This window comes from Cyclonatronum sp. (assembly GCF_022565315.1).
GTDB lineage: Bacteria > Bacteroidota > Rhodothermia > Balneolales > Cyclonatronaceae > Cyclonatronum.
Window position 1 is genome coordinate 1 of sequence record NZ_JAIUMX010000007.1, and the last position, 19,236, is coordinate 19,236.

The 19,236-nt window shown below is 53.1% G+C and carries 19 protein-coding genes; 8 read left to right on the forward strand and 11 right to left on the reverse strand.

Going from position 1 to position 19,236, the window contains the following annotated elements; all coding sequences use genetic code 11:
* Positions 1–53 precede the first annotated feature (53 nt).
* From LAT75_RS02485 to LAT75_RS02505, 5 genes are all read right to left on the reverse strand, one after another.
* Positions 54–488 (reverse strand): DUF1810 domain-containing protein, encoded by a 435-nt coding sequence (locus LAT75_RS02485; RefSeq protein WP_291481040.1) that lies wholly within the window; start codon positions 486–488, stop codon positions 54–56.
* A 257-nt stretch (positions 489–745) separates the two neighbouring features.
* The gene (locus tag LAT75_RS02490; RefSeq protein ID WP_291481041.1) at positions 746–1,408 is read right to left on the reverse strand and encodes an ABC transporter ATP-binding protein; all 663 of its coding nucleotides are present in this window, start codon (positions 1,406–1,408) and stop codon (positions 746–748) included.
* Positions 1,401–2,681, reverse strand: coding sequence for a hypothetical protein (locus LAT75_RS02495; protein WP_291481042.1), 1,281 nt, complete (start codon positions 2,679–2,681; stop codon positions 1,401–1,403). The genes LAT75_RS02490 and LAT75_RS02495 overlap by 8 nt, the downstream gene beginning before the upstream one ends.
* Entirely contained in the window at positions 2,678–3,781 is a 1,104-nt protein-coding gene (locus tag LAT75_RS02500) for a 4-phosphoerythronate dehydrogenase (RefSeq protein WP_291481043.1), read from the reverse strand. The genes LAT75_RS02495 and LAT75_RS02500 overlap by 4 nt, the downstream gene beginning before the upstream one ends.
* 45 nt (positions 3,782–3,826) lie before the next feature.
* On the reverse strand, positions 3,827–4,435 hold the full coding sequence (locus tag LAT75_RS02505) for a hypothetical protein (protein ID WP_291481044.1): 609 nt from the start codon (positions 4,433–4,435) through the stop codon (positions 3,827–3,829).
* A 312-nt stretch (positions 4,436–4,747) separates the two neighbouring features.
* Here LAT75_RS02505 and LAT75_RS02510 point away from each other — a divergent pair, with 312 nt between their 5' ends.
* The 8 genes from LAT75_RS02510 to prmA all read left to right on the forward strand — a co-directional run bounded on the left by LAT75_RS02510 (position 4,748) and on the right by prmA (position 13,474).
* A complete protein-coding gene (locus LAT75_RS02510) occupies positions 4,748–6,118 on the forward strand; it encodes a thymidine phosphorylase (RefSeq protein ID WP_291481045.1) in 1,371 nt (456 codons plus the stop codon).
* A gap of 104 nt (positions 6,119–6,222) precedes the next feature.
* Positions 6,223–7,008, forward strand: coding sequence for a PspA/IM30 family protein (locus tag LAT75_RS02515; protein WP_291481046.1), 786 nt, complete (start codon positions 6,223–6,225; stop codon positions 7,006–7,008).
* An 84-nt stretch (positions 7,009–7,092) separates the two neighbouring features.
* Positions 7,093–7,608: a hypothetical protein gene (locus tag LAT75_RS02520; RefSeq protein WP_291481047.1), complete on the forward strand. Its 516-nt coding sequence runs from the start codon at positions 7,093–7,095 to the stop codon at positions 7,606–7,608.
* Positions 7,609–7,692: 84 nt separating this feature from the next.
* The gene (locus tag LAT75_RS02525) at positions 7,693–8,562 is read left to right on the forward strand and encodes a hypothetical protein (protein ID WP_291481048.1); all 870 of its coding nucleotides are present in this window, start codon (positions 7,693–7,695) and stop codon (positions 8,560–8,562) included.
* 41 nt (positions 8,563–8,603) lie between these two features.
* Entirely contained in the window at positions 8,604–9,398 is a 795-nt protein-coding gene (locus LAT75_RS02530) for an enoyl-CoA hydratase-related protein (protein ID WP_291481049.1), read from the forward strand.
* 82 nt (positions 9,399–9,480) lie between these two features.
* Complete coding sequence (locus LAT75_RS02535) at positions 9,481–10,755, forward strand: hemolysin family protein (protein WP_291481050.1); 1,275 nt, start codon at positions 9,481–9,483, stop codon at positions 10,753–10,755.
* Positions 10,756–10,800: 45 nt separating this feature from the next.
* Entirely contained in the window at positions 10,801–12,528 is a 1,728-nt protein-coding gene (locus tag LAT75_RS02540; RefSeq protein ID WP_291481051.1) for an AAA family ATPase, read from the forward strand.
* Between the two features lie 67 nt (positions 12,529–12,595).
* Positions 12,596–13,474 (forward strand): 50S ribosomal protein L11 methyltransferase, encoded by an 879-nt coding sequence (gene prmA / locus LAT75_RS02545; protein ID WP_291481052.1) that lies wholly within the window; start codon positions 12,596–12,598, stop codon positions 13,472–13,474.
* Between the two features lie 18 nt (positions 13,475–13,492).
* On the opposite strand, the gene LAT75_RS02550 is transcribed toward prmA, so the two are convergent.
* From LAT75_RS02550 to LAT75_RS02575, 6 genes are all read right to left on the reverse strand, one after another.
* Positions 13,493–14,458, reverse strand: a complete 966-nt coding sequence (locus LAT75_RS02550) for an L-threonylcarbamoyladenylate synthase (protein WP_291481053.1) — start codon at positions 14,456–14,458, stop codon at positions 13,493–13,495.
* Between the two features lie 143 nt (positions 14,459–14,601).
* A complete protein-coding gene (locus tag LAT75_RS02555) occupies positions 14,602–15,153 on the reverse strand; it encodes a hypothetical protein (protein ID WP_291481054.1) in 552 nt (183 codons plus the stop codon).
* A gap of 379 nt (positions 15,154–15,532) precedes the next feature.
* On the reverse strand, positions 15,533–16,858 hold the full coding sequence (locus LAT75_RS02560) for a Y-family DNA polymerase (RefSeq protein WP_291481055.1): 1,326 nt from the start codon (positions 16,856–16,858) through the stop codon (positions 15,533–15,535).
* Between the two features lie 25 nt (positions 16,859–16,883).
* Entirely contained in the window at positions 16,884–17,324 is a 441-nt protein-coding gene (umuD, locus tag LAT75_RS02565) for a translesion error-prone DNA polymerase V autoproteolytic subunit (RefSeq protein ID WP_363320504.1), read from the reverse strand.
* A gap of 153 nt (positions 17,325–17,477) precedes the next feature.
* A complete protein-coding gene (locus LAT75_RS02570; RefSeq protein ID WP_291481057.1) occupies positions 17,478–18,245 on the reverse strand; it encodes an SDR family oxidoreductase in 768 nt (255 codons plus the stop codon).
* 64 nt (positions 18,246–18,309) lie between these two features.
* The gene (locus LAT75_RS02575) at positions 18,310–19,134 is read right to left on the reverse strand and encodes a 1,4-dihydroxy-2-naphthoyl-CoA synthase (RefSeq protein WP_291481058.1); all 825 of its coding nucleotides are present in this window, start codon (positions 19,132–19,134) and stop codon (positions 18,310–18,312) included.
* Between the last annotated feature and the right edge of the window lie 102 nt (positions 19,135–19,236).

The window sequence follows — 19,236 nt, forward strand, 5'->3', positions numbered from 1 at the left end:
ACTCCCCATTTCCCGGAGGGAATTTATTTGGGTTAGGGGAAGCTGAGGATCGGTCAGTTTCGCTGATTCAGCAGCTGTAGCGTTTTTTTATCCGGGCTGCCAGTGAAGTATTGATGGATTACGTCCGTAAATAAGGTGTCGCCTGAATCATCAGCGACCGAAAACAGGGTCATACAGGATTTGAGCTTCAGGTCATCAGGGCTACCGAAAATATTCCGGGCATTTTTCTCGTCGAGATCCAGAAGTGCAGCGGTAATTTCTCTGAGTCTGAATCCCAAAACGGGATGACTAAGGTAGGCTCGTGCCTCTTCCACTGACTGAATGGCGTAAAATTGCGATGTTGTACTGAACCCAAGTCCGCGAAATTGCGGAAAAATAAACCACATCCAATGGGTGCGCTTTTTTCCTGATCTGATTTCAGTTAATGCTTCGCCGTAGGTGTGCTGCTGCGCATCAATAAATTTCTGAAGGTGGGTGTCAGTAGTCATCTTTTTGATTTGCTGATGTCTGTGGTAAATTTTGGCAGATCGGGCTGTAGCGGTGTGTGAAAAAAAGCCGGTTTCCGGAGGCGGGATTAATTTACACCCGGGAGCGCCCTACAAAAAAGCACGGGCTTCTCCGCTGGTTTGGGATATCAGGAGCAGCACGAAAGACAGTGATGGGCACGGAGTTTCTCCCAAATAAAAAAGCTTCGGGTTGCCAAAGGAGCAGGGTTCAGGGCACGGATTTACAGCTTGCTTTTCGGTTAGGCGGTTTCGCCCAGGGGGAACTGCAGCACCTGATCGCAGAGCTGTTCTACGATTTCGGGCAGGTGGGAGGAGATGATGATGGTGTCGCCGTAGTTTTTTTTGCGGGTGTTGAGGTAATCGGTGAGGGCGGTGCGGGTGGCTACATCGAGGGCGCGGAAGGGTTCGTCGAGCAGGATGAGGGGCGGCTCGGTGATGAGGGCGGCGGCGAGCAGGGTTTTCTGCATCATGCCGCTTGAGTAGGTGCCGATCAGGGTTTTGCGGCGCTCGTCGAGGGAGAGCAGCTCGAGCAGGGCGGAGATTTTTTTCGGGCTTTCGGCATCATCCCACAAGCCGCGGGCGCGGAGGATGACTTCGAGCAGTTCGTCGGTGTTGGCAAACTGCGGCAGCTCGCTGCTGTCGAAGGCAAAGCCGGTGCTCGCGAGGTAGCTGTGCGGCTGCTGATGGATATCCACATCACCCCAAAAAATATGCCCCGAAGTGGGGTAGGCCGCCGTGGTGAGCATGCGGAGCAGGGTCGTTTTGCCGGAGCCGTTGGGCCCGCTGAGTCCGGTCGCGGTTCCCCGCGGAAAGCTGTAGCTGAAATCCTGAATGATGTAGCGGGCCTGACCGTAGCGCTTGCTCAGGTTCACGGCTTTGAGGGTTTGTTGGGAATCAGGCATAGAGGGATTTGAGTCGGAATTCGTGGAGCAGGGTGAAGAGCAGGGCCGCAGTGAGTGAAATACCGGCATCGATGGCGGCCCATTGCAGGATGAAGCCGGTATCGACCCGCGCACTCAGCAGCGAGACGGCCCAGAGGCTCACGAGCAGCAGCGGCAGCCAGCGCAGGTTCACAAAGAAACGGACCAGAATCCAGTCGGTGGGGGCGAGCAGGCGGTACTGAAACAGCAGCGGTGCGAAGGGGCGGGTGATGAGCATGTAGCTCATCAGCGATTTCCCGAGGATGATGAAGCTCAGCAGGGTCGCAATTGCGGCATCGCTGAGGCCGGCGTAGAAGGCGGTCCAGAGGATGAGGTGCATCACAACCATGATGCGGCCGAGCGGCTGCCGGCGGTCGAGCTGCAGCAGGGAGAACCACACGGCGGGCTTCCAGCGGCGGGGCACCCAGTACAGGGCTTCGTGCCGGAGCGGCTCGCGGCCTTCCTGCACGGCTTTGGGGTTCAGGAAGAGCTCGGCGTAGAAGGCGTTGGTGTGGTAAAAAAAGCGGTCGAAGACCGGCCGGATCTGCGCGATGCGCAGCAGTCCGTAGCCGAGCAGCAGCGCGCCCGGCAGGATTTCAGCCAGCGGGTTTTGGGTGAAGGCTCCGAGCCACGCCCCGGCAACCACCAGCAGCATGCCGCCCGCGGAAACCGAAACCGTTGTTACGATTGAAGGGAAACTGCCCGGCGGCATGGAGGGCGATTGCCCGATCTGCCGGAGGCTTCCCAGCAGGCCCGTGCCGCGTTTGCCTTCCTGCCATTCCTGACTCACGGAGCCGATGGTGCTGTAGCGGACCGCCGCAACGGTGCCGATGCCGGCCATCAGTGCCCATCCTGCCAAAAAGACGGTCGCTTTTTCGCTGAGGTTTTGGGCGGGGGCCTGCGGGTCAAAAAAGGCGAGCAGCAGCAGCATGGCGGTGAACAGGCCAAAGAGCGGGAACAGGGCAGCGGCGGCGTAGCGGAAGAGTCCGGCGGCCGGCAGGTTCATGGCCTGAAGCAGATAGCGTTTTTTGTCAGGAAAGCGCAGGTGTGGGATGATGAACGCAAAAAAGCCGCAAAACACGAAGTTGAGGTAGCGGATCATCACCATGCGCTCCCCGGCGGAGGCAGCATCCTGTGCGAGGCTGCCCATCAGGAAGAGCAGCACGCCGGCGGTGAGGCCGAAGGAAATGCGCGCCGTGCGGTCGGGGTTGGTGCGCAGAAAGCGGAAAACGGATGGAGATGGGGAGGAGGTCACGGGAGGAGGGTAAATCCGAGGGCTTTGGCCGTTTGATGTTCGTGTTCGGGCAGCCAGCTGAGGGCAATGTACGCAAAGCCGCAGCGATCTGCCGCTTCGTTGCGCAGGGCTGAAAAAGAGGATGGATTTGTCCGCAGGCTTTGGTCGAGCCGGAAGGCCGGGTGCAGGCGGCGGAGCGCATCAGCAAGTCCGGCTTCGGCGCGGACAGGCTCCGGAATGTCGAATGCGGGCGGACTGCTGTTGAAGCGGAAACCGAGGAAGCCGGAGAGGGATTCGCAGATAATCCGGCTTGCGTTGTACTTGGCCTGCTGACTGTAGCCGGCAATGTGGGGCGTTGCCAGCGCTGCGGCTTCGAGGCTTTGGGGGGAAAGCGCCGGTTCGTTTTCCCAGACGTCGAGAACGAGGCTTTCCAGGCTGCCGGTTTGGAGGGCGCTTAGGGCTGCGGCTTCATCGAGCACGCCGCCTCTTGCGGCATTGATGAGCAGCCGGAGCGGTTTTGTGCGGTTCAGGAATAAACCCGGACCGGCGAGGTGACGCGTCGGGTGCGGTCCGTCGGGTGTTAGGGGCACGTGCAGGGTGATGAAGTTGGCATCCCGGAGTTCCCCGAAAGCGGCACTCGCGAAAGCCGGTTCCCGCTCCGATTTGGGCGGGTCGTAGCAGATGCACGCTATGCCCAGTTGCCGCAAAATGGCGGCGGTCTGCGAGCCGGTTTTCCCGTACCCGATGATGCCGGCTTTGAGTCCGGCGAGGGCGCCGGAAGTGGTCCCGAACCGGCTCACAACTGCGGTTGCGACGTACTCCGCAACCGAGCGGGCGTTGCAGCCGGGGGCGTGAAAAAAACGGATGCCGTTGTGCCCGAGCCAGTCCGCATCTACATGATCAAAACCGGCGGTCGCCGTCGCCACGGCTTTGAGGCGTTCGGGAAAGGCGGGAAAGCTCAGCCGGTCGATGCGCGTAACGGTCCTGATGAGCAGGGCATCGGCAAGGGGCAGCTGTTCGCGCAGGGAGGCATCATCCCAAAAAGAAAGCACCTGAACCTCCGGAAACGGAAGCAGGTGCTTGAGCCACGGGATTTGGTTTTCACAAAGCAGCGTAATCAAGGGTGCGCGGTCTGAAGGCGGGATGTGTTTTGGAAATGATCCCGCTCAGAAAATGCGGACTTCATGACGGCGGCGGGAGAGCGGTTTGTCCAGAATTTCTTTCAGGATGATGGCCATTTGGTTGGAGTCCTGATCCTTGAGCAGTTTCACGGCGCCGGTAGTGTGGCGGCTGCCGGTACCAGCGGTATGGTTGTACACATCGTACGCAACATCAGCTTTCTGGAAAATCGGATTGTCGCCGGCTTCCTCGAGTTCGCGCAGGCCGGGTTCGGCTCTCCGGTTGCTGCTGCGGCTGCTGCTCATGCCAGCGTGATCCATAAAGGGATTGTCGGAGGGTTTGGGCTGCGGACTGAAAACCGGTTGCGGCTCGGGCCGCCGGTATTCGGCTTCTTCGCGGGCGCGTCTTTCTTCGGCGGTTTCCACCGGCTCGGGGGAGAAAATCGATTCGAGCTCTTTCATCGCATCTTCCCAGCTCTGCGGTTCGCGGCGCTCTTCCTGCTGGCGGGCAGTGCGCGGGTTGTCAAACCTCGGATCCTGCTCCTGTTCCATCTGCTGCTGCTGACGGCGGCGCTTCAATTCTTGCTGCTTCTTTTTATCACCAAGCAGCCACTGAAAGAAAGAATAAATGATGAACAGGATGATGAGAAATTCCATGGAGATAAACCTAAGGGTTCCGGTATGAGGTTTTATTTAAACTGAAACAAGCACAACGCAGCAACCGGCGCTGTGGTTTCAGAAGTTAAGGAATTAAGCCGGTATTCGCAGGAGAAAAGCCGGCATTGATAAATAAGAAAGCCGACCAAAGCAGCGAAGGCCGAACTAAGCTTCAGCTTTGCCAAAAAAGCTTTATTTTAGCTGTTTGGTTTTCTTGATTAGTAAAGAAAATCGTGCAGTCCGTCAGAAACGACGGTCAGTCTTTTTTAATATCCGGGCAAAAATAATCATTCGACTTATAGAACTTCTTTCATGAATTCCTCATCCTATAATATAGTATCACTCATCCGTCGCAAGCGGGACGGCGGAAACCTCACTAAAGACGAAATTCAGTTTCTGATCGATTCCTACACCCGCGATGAGCTGCCTGACTATCAGATGAGCGCCTTTCTGATGGCCGTTTTTCTGCGCGGGATGAATGATGAGGAGGCCTCTGCCATTGCCTACGCCATGCTGCACTCCGGCAAGGTGATGGACCTGAGCGAAGTGCCCGGTATTAAAGTGGACAAACATTCGACCGGCGGAGTTGGCGACAAGCTTTCCCTGATTCTCGCCCCCATCGTAGCAGCGGCGGGCGTGCCTGTACCGATGATTTCGGGACGCGGACTCGGCCATACCGGCGGAACCCTCGACAAGCTTGAATCCATCCCCGGGTTTGACGTGAACCTGGATTTGGTGCGCTACGTGGAAGTCATCAAAAAACATAATGTTGTGTTTATTGGTCAGACCGAAGATATCGCCCCGGCCGATAAGCGGCTGTATGCCCTGCGCGACGTTACGGCTACCGTTGAGTGCATCCCGCTGATTGCGAGCAGCATTATGAGCAAAAAACTGGCTGAAGGCATAGACGCCCTCGTGCTTGATGTGAAGTACGGCTCGGGCGCTTTTATCAAAGACATTGAGGAGGCAGGCGTACTGGCGCGCAGGCTCGTGGATATCGGCACGGAGTTTAAGAAAAACACGGTAGCCTATCTCACCAATATGGATCAGCCACTGGGATACAAAATCGGCAACTGGTTCGAAGTTGAGGAAAGTATCGAATGCCTCAGAGGCGAATGGCCCGATGATGTGCGCGAAATTACCCTGCTGCTTTCCGGTGCGATGATCTGGCTGGGCGGCAAGGCTGCTACGCTTAATGAAGGCATAGAACTGGCGATCAGGCATGTTGAAGACGGCAGCGCGCTCCGCAAACTGCGTGAAATCGTGGAAGAGCAGGGCGGCGATACCGGCATGATCGATAACCCTGAGAACTACCCGAAAGCCGCTCATCAGGCTGCGTTTACCGCTGATGCGGACGGCTTCGTTACCGGCATTGATGCCTACAGCGTGGGCATGGCGTCGCTGGAGCTGGGCGCGGGCCGCCGCGAGAAGAAGCAGCCGATCGACCCGACAGCCGGCATCATCTTGCACAAAAAGCTTGGTGATGAAGTAAAGAAAGGTGAAACAATCGCCGTGCTGCACACGAATAAAGCCGATATGTTGTCTGTTGCACGCAACCTAATGCAGAACGCGTATAAGCTTGGAAGCGCAGCACCAAAGCCGGGCGTACTGATTTCCCGGACGGTTGATGCAAAGGGTATTCATCCGTTTGATTATAATGAGGTTCCTGCGTTAAAAACGTAAGCTGTAACAGCCTGAGTATTGCAGGTTCCTGTTTTTTTCACTTTCCTGAAGCTTCGGTGTCGCAGAATCACTTAAATATAAAGTCCCAAAAATCTTATTGACTTATGTGGAACAGATTTGTAAGAGCCATAAAATCCCTGTTTGGCGGTGTCGTTTCCAGCATGGAAGAACCCAAGCTCATTTTAGAGCAAAATATCAGGGAACTGAATGATCAGGTTCCCAAGATGAATGAAAACATCGCAACGGTGAAGGCCAATTTGGTGATGATCCGCAAGGAGCGCCAAAAGTACGAGAAGCTTGAAGCCGAGCTCGTGAATAAAATTAAGGCGGCTATTAACGCGAACCGCGACGACATTGCCGAGAGCTATGCCCTTCAGCTCGAAAAGGCGCGCGAAAATGTGGTCTCAACTGCTGAGCAGGAAAGGTTTGCCGAGCAGGCCTATGATAAATCGCTTCAGGTGAAGCGCGCCTTCATGCGCGAAAAAGACCGCAAAATCCGTGAAGCCCGCGAGGCATTGCAGGCGCACGAGCGGGCCAAGTGGCAGGCTAAGATTGCCGACACGCTCGAGCAGTTTGAAGTAACCGGCCTCGACTCCACGCACAAGGAAATGGTGAACCGGCTGAATGAGAAAACCGCTATGAGTGAAGCCCGCATGGAAATCGCCCTCGACAGTGTGGACACCAAAACCCTCGAAATCGAGATTGATGCCGAGAAAATGCGCGCCTCAGATCTGGTATCGCAGTTCAAGCGCGAAATGGGCAAAGCAGCTGATGCACCGGCCCCTGCAAAGGAGCAGGCCACCCGCAAAATCGACATCAGTCTTGAATCAGACAGCCCGGCTGAAGATGAAGCCGCAAGGTCAAAAACCATCGGGCGTCAGAAAGAATAGTTTACCTCTAAGCGGACAGAAGCGCGGCAGCCGTCGCTTCTGTCCGCTTTTTTCAGATGATCATCACCCCAAACCGGTACGCAGATGTCAGAAGAGCGGGAGCGCCTTAAGGAAGAGTACAAGCAGCATTACAGGCAAATCCTGGAGGATAAAAAGCGCCTGGCTGCGGCTGAACGAAAATCCCGCGTGCTGAAGTCCTTCCAGGAGATTGATACCCGGCCGGTACTCGAAAGCTTTCAGGATGCCCTCGGGGCGGTGCGTGAGCGTATTGTGCAGGCCGAGGCACGGCTCGAAGTGTGGCTTGATAACCGCGATGCTGATACAGCATCATCCGGCGCAGCTCCGGAAGATATGGAAGCTTTTGAGCAAAAAGAAAAAGCGCGGCAAACGCTGGCGCAGATCAGGGCCGAAATGGGCACCATTGAGCGGCAGCTCGATGAAAAAGCCGCCGCTATAACAGGTGCAAAAACCATAGCTGATACAACCGGAACCCCGGGGGAAAAGGCGGCACCCGCAGCATCAAGAGAGAAAATGCCTGAGCCCGACCCCGTGAGGCTCCCCGAAGGCAACACAAAAACAATCGGCAGAAATGAACCTTAGCTCCTGCATTTTACTTCATTAGCACGGAAAGCATCATTCAGCAATTCATCATTCAACCAACCAACCTGCGAAGCGAAGCACTCAATGGATAAGCCGGTTAACTACACCAAAGAAGCCTTTTTGCATCCGCTCAACCTCGCGCTGCTTATAGCTGCTTTTTCGAGCGCTTTTTTTATGTCGGGAAGCGCGGGGGATGTTGTGAATCTCATCATTTCCATCACCGTAGCTGCGGAGCTGCTGTATCTGGGCATTGTTCCGCGACAGCCGCGGTTTCAGAAGTACATCAACCTGCGCACTTTTAAGGAGCGCAACAGCCGCTTCGACGAGCGCCGCATTTTCGGAGAGCTTTCAGAAGCTTCCCAAAAGAGATTTCTGGTACTCAAGCACATTACCGGGCTTATCAGAAAAAATTTCGAGAAGGTAAATTACAGCTCACAGGGCATCATTGATAATCTCACTACCCGGCTTGAGGCGCTGCTGACAAGCTACATTCTGCTGCTTGAGGGCAACGAGCGTTACCGCAGTTATCTCGAAAGCACTACGCAGGCGCGCTTGCAGGAAGAGGCTGAAATTACCCAAAAAGAAATTGAGGAAGCTGAGTCGCCGCGGCTTAAGCAGGTGCTTGAAAGAAGGCTGATTATCCTGAACAAAAGAGGCGAGAAATATGGGGCAGCCCGCGAAAAATACTTAATTTCAGATTCGCAGCTCAAAACCATTGAAGACACGGTTCGCTATATTTATGAAAAATCCATGACGCTTAGTAATACAGCAGAGATTGAACATCAGATGGACAGCCTGCTGCTCGATCTGGAGGATGCTGACTCGGTTTTTGCGGAATTCAGCGAAGGAAAAAGCACGCTTCCTTCCTATCTTGATGAACTGCGATCTCTCGAGAAAGAAATTGAGCAAACCGACGAGCTGTTCCGGAAAACATCAGTGAAAACTGAAAATTAACCGATTCGAACTGTTACTTAATCCTGAAAAATCACTCTTTCATGAAACTTCCATTATTTCAAAATCTGCTTCTTGAGGTTGAAAACAAGATCTGCCTCCTCACCATCAACCGCCCTGATAAACTCAATGCTCTGAATAACGCCGTTTTGGATGAGCTTAGCGAGGCTGCTGATTTCGTTGAAACCACCGACGAAATTTCAGCGCTTATTATAACCGGCGCTGGTGAAAAGGCCTTTGTAGCGGGCGCCGATATTGCGGAGCTTTCAGCGCTTAACGAAGATTCAGGTACCGATGCTGCTGAAAAGGGGCAGGATATTTTTAATGATATCGAAAGCCTTTCAAAGCCGGTAATTGCGGTGGTTAACGGCTATGCGCTTGGCGGCGGAACTGAGCTGGCACTGGCAAGCCACATTCGCGTTGCTACCCAAAACGCCGTTTTTGGTCTGCCCGAAGTGAGCCTCGGCCTCATTCCCGGCTACGGCGGCACACAGCGCCTGCCCAAGCTGATTGGCCGCGGCCGCGCCCTCGAGCTCATCCTCACCGGCCGCATGGTGAAATCGGAGGAAGCCGGCGCTCTTGGCATTGCCAACTATGTGCTCGAAACCAAAGCCGACGCCCTGGCCAAAGCCAAAGAACTGATCGGAATGATGACCAAACATGCCCCCATCGCCCTCTCGGGCGCCATTTCTGCCGTTGTTGCCGCACAGGATTATGAAGCGGAAGACGGCTTCGCCATTGAAGCCAATATCTTTGGTGATTTGTGCGCAACTGATGATTTTAAAGAAGGAACGGGCGCTTTTCTCGAAAAGCGAAAACCCGTTTTTACCGGTAACTAACTCACTGAAGGATTGGAACCACCGTCGGAAATAAGCACTGCCCTCACAGGCAGTGCTTTCGTGCAAAAAAAAGGAGCAGCCCGTGAATGAGTTGCTCATCATACTGGGCGTTTTGGGCCTGAGTGCCTTTTTCTCAGGCTCTGAGATCGGGTACGTTGCGGCAAACCGGCTTCGCCTGGAAATAAAGTCGCGTGAAAATACGCTCAGTGCGCAGTACATCTCCTATTTCGTAAAAAATCCGGAGAGTTTTCTCTCCACAACCCTGCTGGGGAATAATGTGGTTAATGTGGCTTATGCTACGCTTATGACCCTCTTCCTGCTTGGCCCTATTACGGATACCTGGGATTATTTATTCGGCCATACTCCTTCTGAGCTAAGCATGCTGATTGCACAGACAATGATAGCCTCTGGTGTTATTTTGGTAGTTGGGGAAGTCATTCCCAAAAGCATTTTCAGGGTACACGCCGACCGCCTGATACCGCTGGTTATGGTTCCAATCGGTATCACCAATTTGCTGCTGCGACCGCTTATTTTTGTGGCGAATGCGATTTCGCTGCGCATTGTGCGTTTCCTGAATCCCGAGGCGAACTCCGTGGAAGATTTTTTCAAAAGGGAAGACATCGAAATGATTTTCCGGGATATAGCTTCAAATCAGCAAAGCGATATGGATGAAGACGATTCCGAGATTCTGACCAACGTTCTTGAGCTTTCCACCAAGCGCGTGAAGGAAAGCATGATTCCGAGAACGGAGATTGTCGCAGTTGAGAAAGGAAGCTCACTTGAAGACCTGCTCACCACATTCATTACAAGCGGATACTCCAAAATTCCGGTCTATGAAGGCAGTATCGACAACATCACCGGGGTAATTCTGGCTTACGATTTATTTAAGCAACCAGCTGATATTACTGACATTATACGCCCTGTAAAGTATGTACCCTCATCGAGAAAAGCGACGAGCCTGCTCAGCGATTTCCGGAAGGAGAATATTTCCCTGGCCGTTGTGCTCGATGAGTATGGCGGAACAGCGGGCCTCGTTACAAGTGAAGACCTGATCGAAGAAGTTGTGGGCGACATTCAGGATGAGTACGATACCGATGAGGTCATTATGAAAAAGCTGCCCGGAAACCGCTTTATTTTTTCCGGCAACCTTGAAATCGAAGATATTGAGGAGAACTTTCCGGAAATCGGCCTCAGAGAAGATGAGGTTGAATTTGAAACCATCGCGGGCTTCATCATAAATGATGTTGGCCGGATTCCGAAAGTTGGTGAAGAAATCCGCATTGGCAGACTTAAGTTTACCATAGTAAAAGCGAGCCATTCCCGCATCGAAGTAGTGAAGTGTGAAGTAATGAATTAAGCCTGATTTCAGTTTCCGAGTTTTTAAATTAGCCTTCCTCAAATAATGGATCAGTATCCGAACTGGGCACAGCTGTTTGCCCGAAAATATCTCAGCAAAACCCTAAATCAGTTTACCCTGCACGGAAATATTCGTGACTTGGTGATCACACGCGGCGCTTCGGATGGCAGTGTTGAATTCAGCCGGCTGCTGCGCTTTTTGGGTGATGAGCTTTTTGCATCCCGCGATATTGTGGTTATGTACGACCGCGCAGGCGGTATTCACTTCCGGGATGAACAGAGCCGTGCCGATTTTTACCGTGCGCTGCCTGCTCCTTACAGTCCGGCCGCTGGCCGCAGCGCCGAACCTTTGCCGAAGCTTCCGGCTGTGGTGCTGCTGCTGCTCGAAAAATATTTTCGGCTGCGCCTCGAGGAAGGCAAAAGTATAGCCTGTATTATCGATTATGCGGAAACCATTGTACCCAACTCCGATAACAGCTCATCGGCCCCCGACGACAGAAATGTTCTTGTTAACTTAATGAAATGGTCGCAGGATCCCATTTTCCTGGCATCGGATTTTACGGTGGTAATGCTTGCCGAAAACCTGGCCGATATCAACCGGAGCCTTGTACAAAGCCCCTACAATGCGGCCATTAAAATCGGGCTGCCTTCACAGGATGACCGCATCGATTTCATCCGCCACTTTTTTAATTATGATGCCGAAAAAACAGCTCAGCACAGCGTGCCGGGTATTGAAGTGCTTGCACAGCAAACCGCGGGCCTGAGTTTTGTACAGCTCCGAAGCCTTCTGGCAAATGCGGTTGAAAACAGCGAAAAGCTCACATTTGATACGCTTGTAACCAAGAAAAAAGAGCTGATTGAAGCCGAAGCGCATGATCTGCTTGAATTTGTTGACACAGCCTACACCCTCGATCATGTTGCCGGGCATGCGCAGGTTAAAAAACATCTGCGCAATGCGAGTCAGGCGCTGCAAAACGGCCGTGGGGATGTGCTGCCAATGGGCTGGCTCGTATGCGGACCCGTGGGTACCGGTAAAACCTTTATGGTAAGCTGCTTCGCCGGCGAAGTTGGGGTGCCTATGGTGAAGCTCAAAAATTTCCGATCGCAGTGGCAGGGGGTTACTGAGGGCAATCTGGAAAAAATCCTCACCCTGCTCGAAGCGATGGCGCCGGTTGCGGTCATGATTGATGAAGCCGATGCCTACCTCGGCGACCGCGCCGCATCGGGCGACAGCGGCGTATCGAGCAGGGTTTTCGCCAAAATCGCGAGTTTTATGAGCAACTCGGCCAACCGCGGACGCATCCTATGGTTTTTGATGACGGCACGTCCGGATCTGATGCCCGTTGACCTGAAGCGTCAGGGCCGGGCTGAAGAGCATCTTGCGCTGTTCTATCCCGATACCGAAGAAGAACGGGTCGAAATTTTTGAGGCGATGAAGCGCAAAACCGGCATGGTAATGACCAAAAACGAGGTGCCTGAATCCATCCGGCTTGGCAAGCACACCTACAGCGGCGCCGATATGGAAGCCGCCCTCACACGGGCCCGTTTCCGGGCTGCCGCCGCCGGCAAGCAGCGGGTTTCGATGGAAATTCTCGAAGAAACCTTCGAAGATTTCATCCCCCCAACATACCCCGAAGAAATCGAGCTGCAAACCCTGCTCGCCGTGAAGGAGTGCACCTCCCGTGCGCTGCTGCCGGAGCGTTTCCGGCATCTGAAGCCGGAAGATGTTGCAGAGCGCATCAGCGAGCTTAAAATGCAGCTTGAAGGGCTTTGAGTTTATTCCGGCCTGTGAGCGCATCATCCTAAAAAAACAACATCAACAAAACCGAAAGAAACAGTTTATGGCGCACATCATGCTGGAAATCGAAATCCCTGACGAATATCAGGAGTGGCTCATAGCTGAACTTGACGAACTTGAGTTTGAAGGCTTTGATCAGCATCGTAACCATCTTATGGCATGGATTCCGGAAGCTTCCCTCAACGATGTAACCCGCGAAACCATCGAGCATCTTCTGATCGGTATCGGGCACGGCGCTTACATAGTGAAAGAAGAGCGTGTTGAAGACCGCAACTGGAATGAAGAATGGGAGCAGACCATACAGCCGATGCAGGTTGGCCGGTTCTGGATTCGCCCGAGCTGGGCGGCCCCTAATCCTGATATTGAAAACGAGCCGGGGCGCATCGTTCTTGAAATTGACCCCAAAATGTCGTTCGGAACAGGCTATCATGAAACGACGCGCATTTTACTCAGGCTGATGCCGGAGGTTTTCCGTATGTGGGCTGAACGTAACGGCGGCGGGTTGCCCGCTGAGGTGATGGATGCCGGAACCGGAACGGGCATTCTCGGTATTGCTGCCCTGAAACTTGGTGCCGGACACTGTTTTGGCTTTGATGTGGATGAGTGGAGCACCATCAATACGACCGAAAATGTGCTGATGAATGGCGTTGAAGGGCGTTTTGAAGTGAAGCAGGGTGATGGCAGCGTAATTCCGGCAGATACGACCTATGATATTGTAATGGCCAACATCAACCGGAATATTCTGGAAGATATGTCTGCAATGCTTACCAAACCGCTGAAGCCCGGCGGTATTCTGATGCTTTCCGGCCTGCTGTATTCTGATGAGGAAATTATACTGAAGCACGGTGCCTACGCGCAGTTCAAAAAAGTTGAGGGAGAGCAGGAAGGCGACTGGATTGGTCTGATTCTCATTCGGGACTGATTCTGGAGGAGGTGAGCCTCAGCTACCCGGGCCAGCAGCTTTGCTGATACGGTTTACGAGAGAAAGCAGCCGCTCATTGCCGGCAAGCTGTTCCGGCTCAAATTCTTCCACGAGAATGAGATCAAACCCATCCCGATCGGCTTTGCGGAAGGTGTCGTACAGCTCACGGGCAAAACCGGGATAATCTCCTCTCCAAAACAGGCCGGTTGCCGCGGGCGGCATTTTGGGCTCAGAAGTGTGGCAAAGTACAAGTGCAGGCTCATCTACAGCTGACAGCTCACCCGTGCTGAACCATCGGACTTTTGCCTTAGGGGCATAGTGGGTGTACTTCATACCCGGACTTTTTGGTGCCTCTGCTTTTGTATCTGAGCCGTCTGTTGGGGTAAAACCACATGCCTCATAAATATCGGATGCTGTAATATTACCGGGCCTGAGAATAACCGGCGGGTTAACCGTGAGGTCAAGTACGGTTGATTCGATGCCGATATCGCAAATACCGCCATCGATTACGGGTAATTTTCTTTGGTAATCGGCATAGATGTGCTCAGGGCGGGTAGGGCTTGGCCTGCCTGATTTATTTGCACTTGGTGCTACGAGCGGGCCGCTGAGCTGTATGAGCGCAAGAGCTGTCGGATGATTGGGCATCCGGAGGGCTACGGTGTTCATGCCCGCGGTAACGATATCAGGAACTTCCGGGCGTTTATTGAAAACAAGGGTGAGCGGACCGGGCCAGAATTTTTGCATCAGTAACTTTGCCCTTGCTGAAACCGAAGGGGTAAACTCCTTTACCATATCTACATTGCTGATGTGCACAATCAGCGGGTTGTCGGAAGGCCGTCCTTTAACTTCAAATATTTTCTGAACAGCCCTGGGGTTCCATGCTGAAGCACCAAGACCGTAAACGGTTTCGGTAGGGAATACCACGAGCTCGCCCTGCTTAAGCAATTCGGCAAATGTGTGGAGCTGTTCTTTAGAATGTGGCATATTCGGCAACCGCCTGCAGCAGGGATAATTTAAAGAGTATCTGCTAAAATAGGAGGTTTCTGATTTCAATAAAATTGCTGTACAAACAAAAAAAGCCCGGTTAAGGGCTTTTTGGGTTGTACAGATAAAGCAGGACGAATCTTTTAAGCCGGCCTTTGTTTTTTTTCTTTCTTAGCCTTGGTTACTTCAGCCACTTCGTCAGCTTTTTTCTTTCGAAGTTTGAAGTTTACATAACGTAAGCCATAAATCTTGTGCATCATTTCATCACGAAACTCGATGGCTTCCTGAAGTTTAGCCTTGAAGTTCCGCTTGAATTCAGCGTTATTTTTACTTTTCGGGATGTAGAAGGTCTTGTTTTTATTGACCCCTTTTTCTGGCGAGTAACACACTGAAAACACATGTTCGATGTACTCCTTATCGTTGCGTTTTTTCTTTTTCTGTGTGTAGCTGATACCATTTTGACCGATGTTGCTGCGGGTACCTACGTGCATGGGCCGGCTGTGGTTTTTAGCGAAATTTTCCCATTCAGCAATATGCTCATCACGAAAAGACACAGCTTTTTTTAAAGCCTCATCTTTTCCGCCATATTTGCCGTCGCTGAAAAACTTGCTGATTTGCCTGCCGTCACGTCTTATTCGTACAAACCACCCAAATGTATTTTTTGAAGGTTGATCGATTCGGGATATGTTTTTCATGATTTCTTAATAATTGATAAAGGCCGTTACCCGAGCTGAACGTGTATTTGTTGTGCCTGCCGCTGTTTTTTCTTGGTTTTGCCTGAATCGAATGTCTTTCGCATCAGGCATAGGTAAGATTAAGTCAGTGGTTAAGGTGAAGGGAGCCTGCATTTATGATGTACAAGTAAATATTAGTTCCCGGCAGTCGGTGCTTAAGTTCAAAATAGTTTGGTAAGCTCGGTTATTTGTAATAATAAAATTTAAATTTAAACTTTACAAGTTCGTTGGTTTAGAAATGCAGAAAAGTTTATGCGGCTAATCAAACCCAAATCACCTTCAAATAAGATACTATTAATCAAGCTGTTCTGCATTCATGCATTAATATTTGTAAGACCTTTTATTTTACTGTGGGCAATTCATCCCAGTTGGTCGTGTATGCCGGCGATTTATGCTCCTGCCGCATCGTCCATTCCTGCTTCAAGCCGTTAACTGCATAAATTAGCTTGTTTCGCCCCATTTTCTGATTGACGGCATCAACGGCATCCGCCAGCTTTTTCTTTCGCTCAAGCTCATCCTGATTCACAAAAAGATTGCCCTGTATCTGATCTCTTCGCCTGATTTCAGTGAGCATCACCCCGGCTTTCTGATAGGCGTAGCCATCCACAAAAACTTCCGTGAGCCCGGCGAGGGCGGCCTTTGTGAGGTCTGGCGTAAAGTCCGTTGCAAGCGGCAGCGGCATGGTTGCCGTGTTGCTGTAGTACGGCTGACTTTTGGCGAAACGGTTCGTTTTCACGAAAACATGAACCACGCCGGCTACAGAATGCTGTCCCCGTAATTTTTCGGCTGCCCGGGCCATGTAGGCCGATACGGCTTCCTGCATGTGGCCGAAATCCGTTACCGGTTTCCGGAAGGAGCGGGATGACAGAATGCCTTTTCGGGGCTCGATGTCTTCCATTTCGATGCTTGGTATGCCGTTTAGCTCGCGTAGGGTGCGCAGCCCGGTTACGTGCATGTGCCGCTTCACCCAGCTTTCCGGTGCCGTTTTCAGGTCGTAGGCGGACTCAATGCCGTGGCTGTGCAAAAACTGCGTGTGCTGCCGCCCGATGCCCCACACTTCACCCACGGGCAGCCGGCGCAGGTAGGTATCAAAATCTTTGATGAGGTCGGTGTGCAGTACGCCTTCCCAAAGCTGCTCTCGTTTTGCAAAATGGTTGGCAATTTTGGCCAGCGTTTTGGTCGGGGCAATGCCGATGCTCACCGGCAGTCCGGTCCACTGCCGCACCCTATGCCGGATTTCCTGCCCGTACAGGTGCACGGGCCTTCCTTTAGGCGGCTGAAGCAGCATGAAGGCCTCATCAATCGAGTAAACCTCCACATCATCGCTGAAGCCCCGCAGGGTCTGAACCACCCGGCCGGACATGTCGCCGTACAGCGCGTAGTTCGATGAAAACACCCGGATGCCCTTCTCCCGAAACTCCCGCTCATATTTGAAAGCCGGTGCCCCCATGGGGATGCCCGCTTCCTTCGCTTCCGCTGAGCGCGCTATCACGCAGCCGTCGTTGTTAGAAAGCACCACAACCGGCTTGCCCCTGAGTGCCGGGTTAAACACCCGCTCACAGGATGCATAAAAGTTGTTGCAGTCCACAATGGCATAAAACGGACCCCGGCCTTTTTGCGGCGCCTCGCGGAAGGGGTCGTGTTGGTTTTTGGGTGATGCGTTCATAGCCCTGATCTGAGTTCCGGCAGGTTTAAGTGGCCCGATGGATGATCCACGTAACTACGCCCCAAACCTCAAAATCAGATTCAGGTGTTACGGGGATGGGTTCAAAATCGTCATTTTCCGGCAACAGCCACAGCTGACCGTTTTCTTTCCGGAGGCGCTTCACCGTGAACTCCCCGTTGAGCACGGCCACGATAATTTTGCCGTTGGTTGCCTCAAGCGAGCGGTCCACAATCAGGATGTCGCCTGAGTGAATGTCCGCTTCCCGCATCGACTCCCCCTGAACCCGCACAAAAAAAGTAGCAACCGGGTGACTCACGAGGTATTCGTTCAGGTCAAGCTGTTTTTCGATATGGTCCTGCGCCGGCGACGGAAACCCGGCCTGCACCGCCTCACTGTACAGCGGCAGCTGAGCAGGGGCGGCGGCCTCAGAAGGGTTGATCAGGCGGATTTCGGTGATTTTGAGCATGTGCAGGGCGTTCGCGGGGTTTTGACTGTTGTGTGATGATACGGGCTGTAGCAAAAAAACAGCCCGTACTTCCGTTAAGAAGCACGGGCCAATTTAACAGTCTTTGCGTGAGAAAGCATTCCGGAATCAGCGGGCTTGCATCCGGTAGCGGCTCTATTTGCTGAGAAACTTCATCACAGGTTTCTCCACAAAAGGGAAGAGCCTGCTGAGCGTACGCAGCGTTTTTAGTTTGAAGGTCGGCACCCAGTGGATTTTCTTCTGCTGATGGCAGGCTTTCCAGGCCACTTCCGCGATCTGAACCGGCCGCAGGTTGGCTCCGAAAATATTGAGGGTTCCGGCTTTGTGCTGCTGTGAGCTGATCATGTTGGTGTTCACATACAGCGGCATGATGTCGGTTACGTGAATGCCTTCGCGCTCAAGCTCGATATGAAGGGCTTCGGTGAGGCCGCGAACCGCGAATTTGGAGGCCGAATACACGGCAAGGTCAGGCACCCCGTACAGCGCCGAGGCAGAGGACATGCTCAGGATTACCGGCTTGTCTGCTTTTTTAAGCAGCGGCAGCGCGGCATAAACGCCGATCACAATGCCTTCCACATTGATGCGCATGGTGCGGAGCTGCTGTTCGAGGGTCACATCTTTTACAGAACCCATGTACATGATGCCCGCACAGTTAAAGAGCACGTCCATTTTGCCGCCGCTTGCCTTGCCGAAAACTTCGACCGCATTGGCGTAGGAGGCCGGATCGGTTACGTCGAGTTTGGCGTAGCAGCAGTTGTTTTCGCCGGCTTCGGCGGCCACGGCTTTCAGGCCGTCTTCGTTAAGGTCGAACAGGCCGACAAACCAGCCGCGCCCTGCAAAAAGCAGCGCTGTCTCGCGGCCAATCCCCGAGGCCGCTCCGGTGATGAATATGCTTTTTTTCATGTTGGTTGGAATAGGGTGAAGGATACAGTCGAATGATAAAATGGGCGCGGGCCTGGTACTTTTTTCAGATCCGGTATTTGTCGAAATCCGGCTTTCGTTTTTCGAGGAAGGCGTTTTTACCTTCGCTCGCTTCTTCGGTCATGTAGGCAAGCCGGGTTGTTTCGCCGGCAAACACCTGCTGACCCACAAGGCCGTCATCAATCAGGTTGAAGGCGAATTTGAGCATGCGGATGGCGGTGGGGCTCTTCTCCAGAATTTCTTTGGCCATTTTGATACCTTCCGCTTCGAGCTCCTCATGCGGCACCACTTTATTTACCATGCCCATTTCGTAGGCTTCCTGCGCGGAGTAGTTCCGGCCGAGGAAGAAAATCTCCCGTGCCCGCTTTTGCCCGACCTGCCGTGCGAGGTATGCTGAACCGAAACCGGCATCGAAGCTTGCCACATTGGCGTCGGTTTGCTTAAAGATGGCGTGCTCGCGGCTTGCGAGCGTCATGTCGCAGACCACGTGCAGGCTATGCCCGCCGCCTACGGCCCAGCCGGGCACCAGGCAGATCACGACCTTGCCCATAAACCGGATGATGCGCTGTACATCGAGGATGTTAAGCCGCTGCCGGCCGTCTTCCCCCTGATAGCCTTTGGCCTGCCGCACCCGCTGATCGCCGCCCGAACAAAAGGAGTACACCCCGTCTTTCGCCGGACCCTCGCCCGTGAGCAGCACAACGCCGACCGAGCGGTCTTCCTGTGCATCCAGAAAGGCATCTTCGAGTTCAAAGACGGTTTTTGGCCGGAAGGCATTGCGCACATCCGGCCGGTTAAAGGCTATCCGCGCGATGCCTTCAGCTTTTTTGTAGGTGATATCCTCGTAGGTTTTGGCAGTAATCCAGTTCATGGAATTTGAATTTGATTTGATGGTGTCAGGATAACACTGTTATCCTGTGTTGATATTACAGGAATAAGCCCTGATTTGCAATTTAAAAACAGCCGGCCTGCA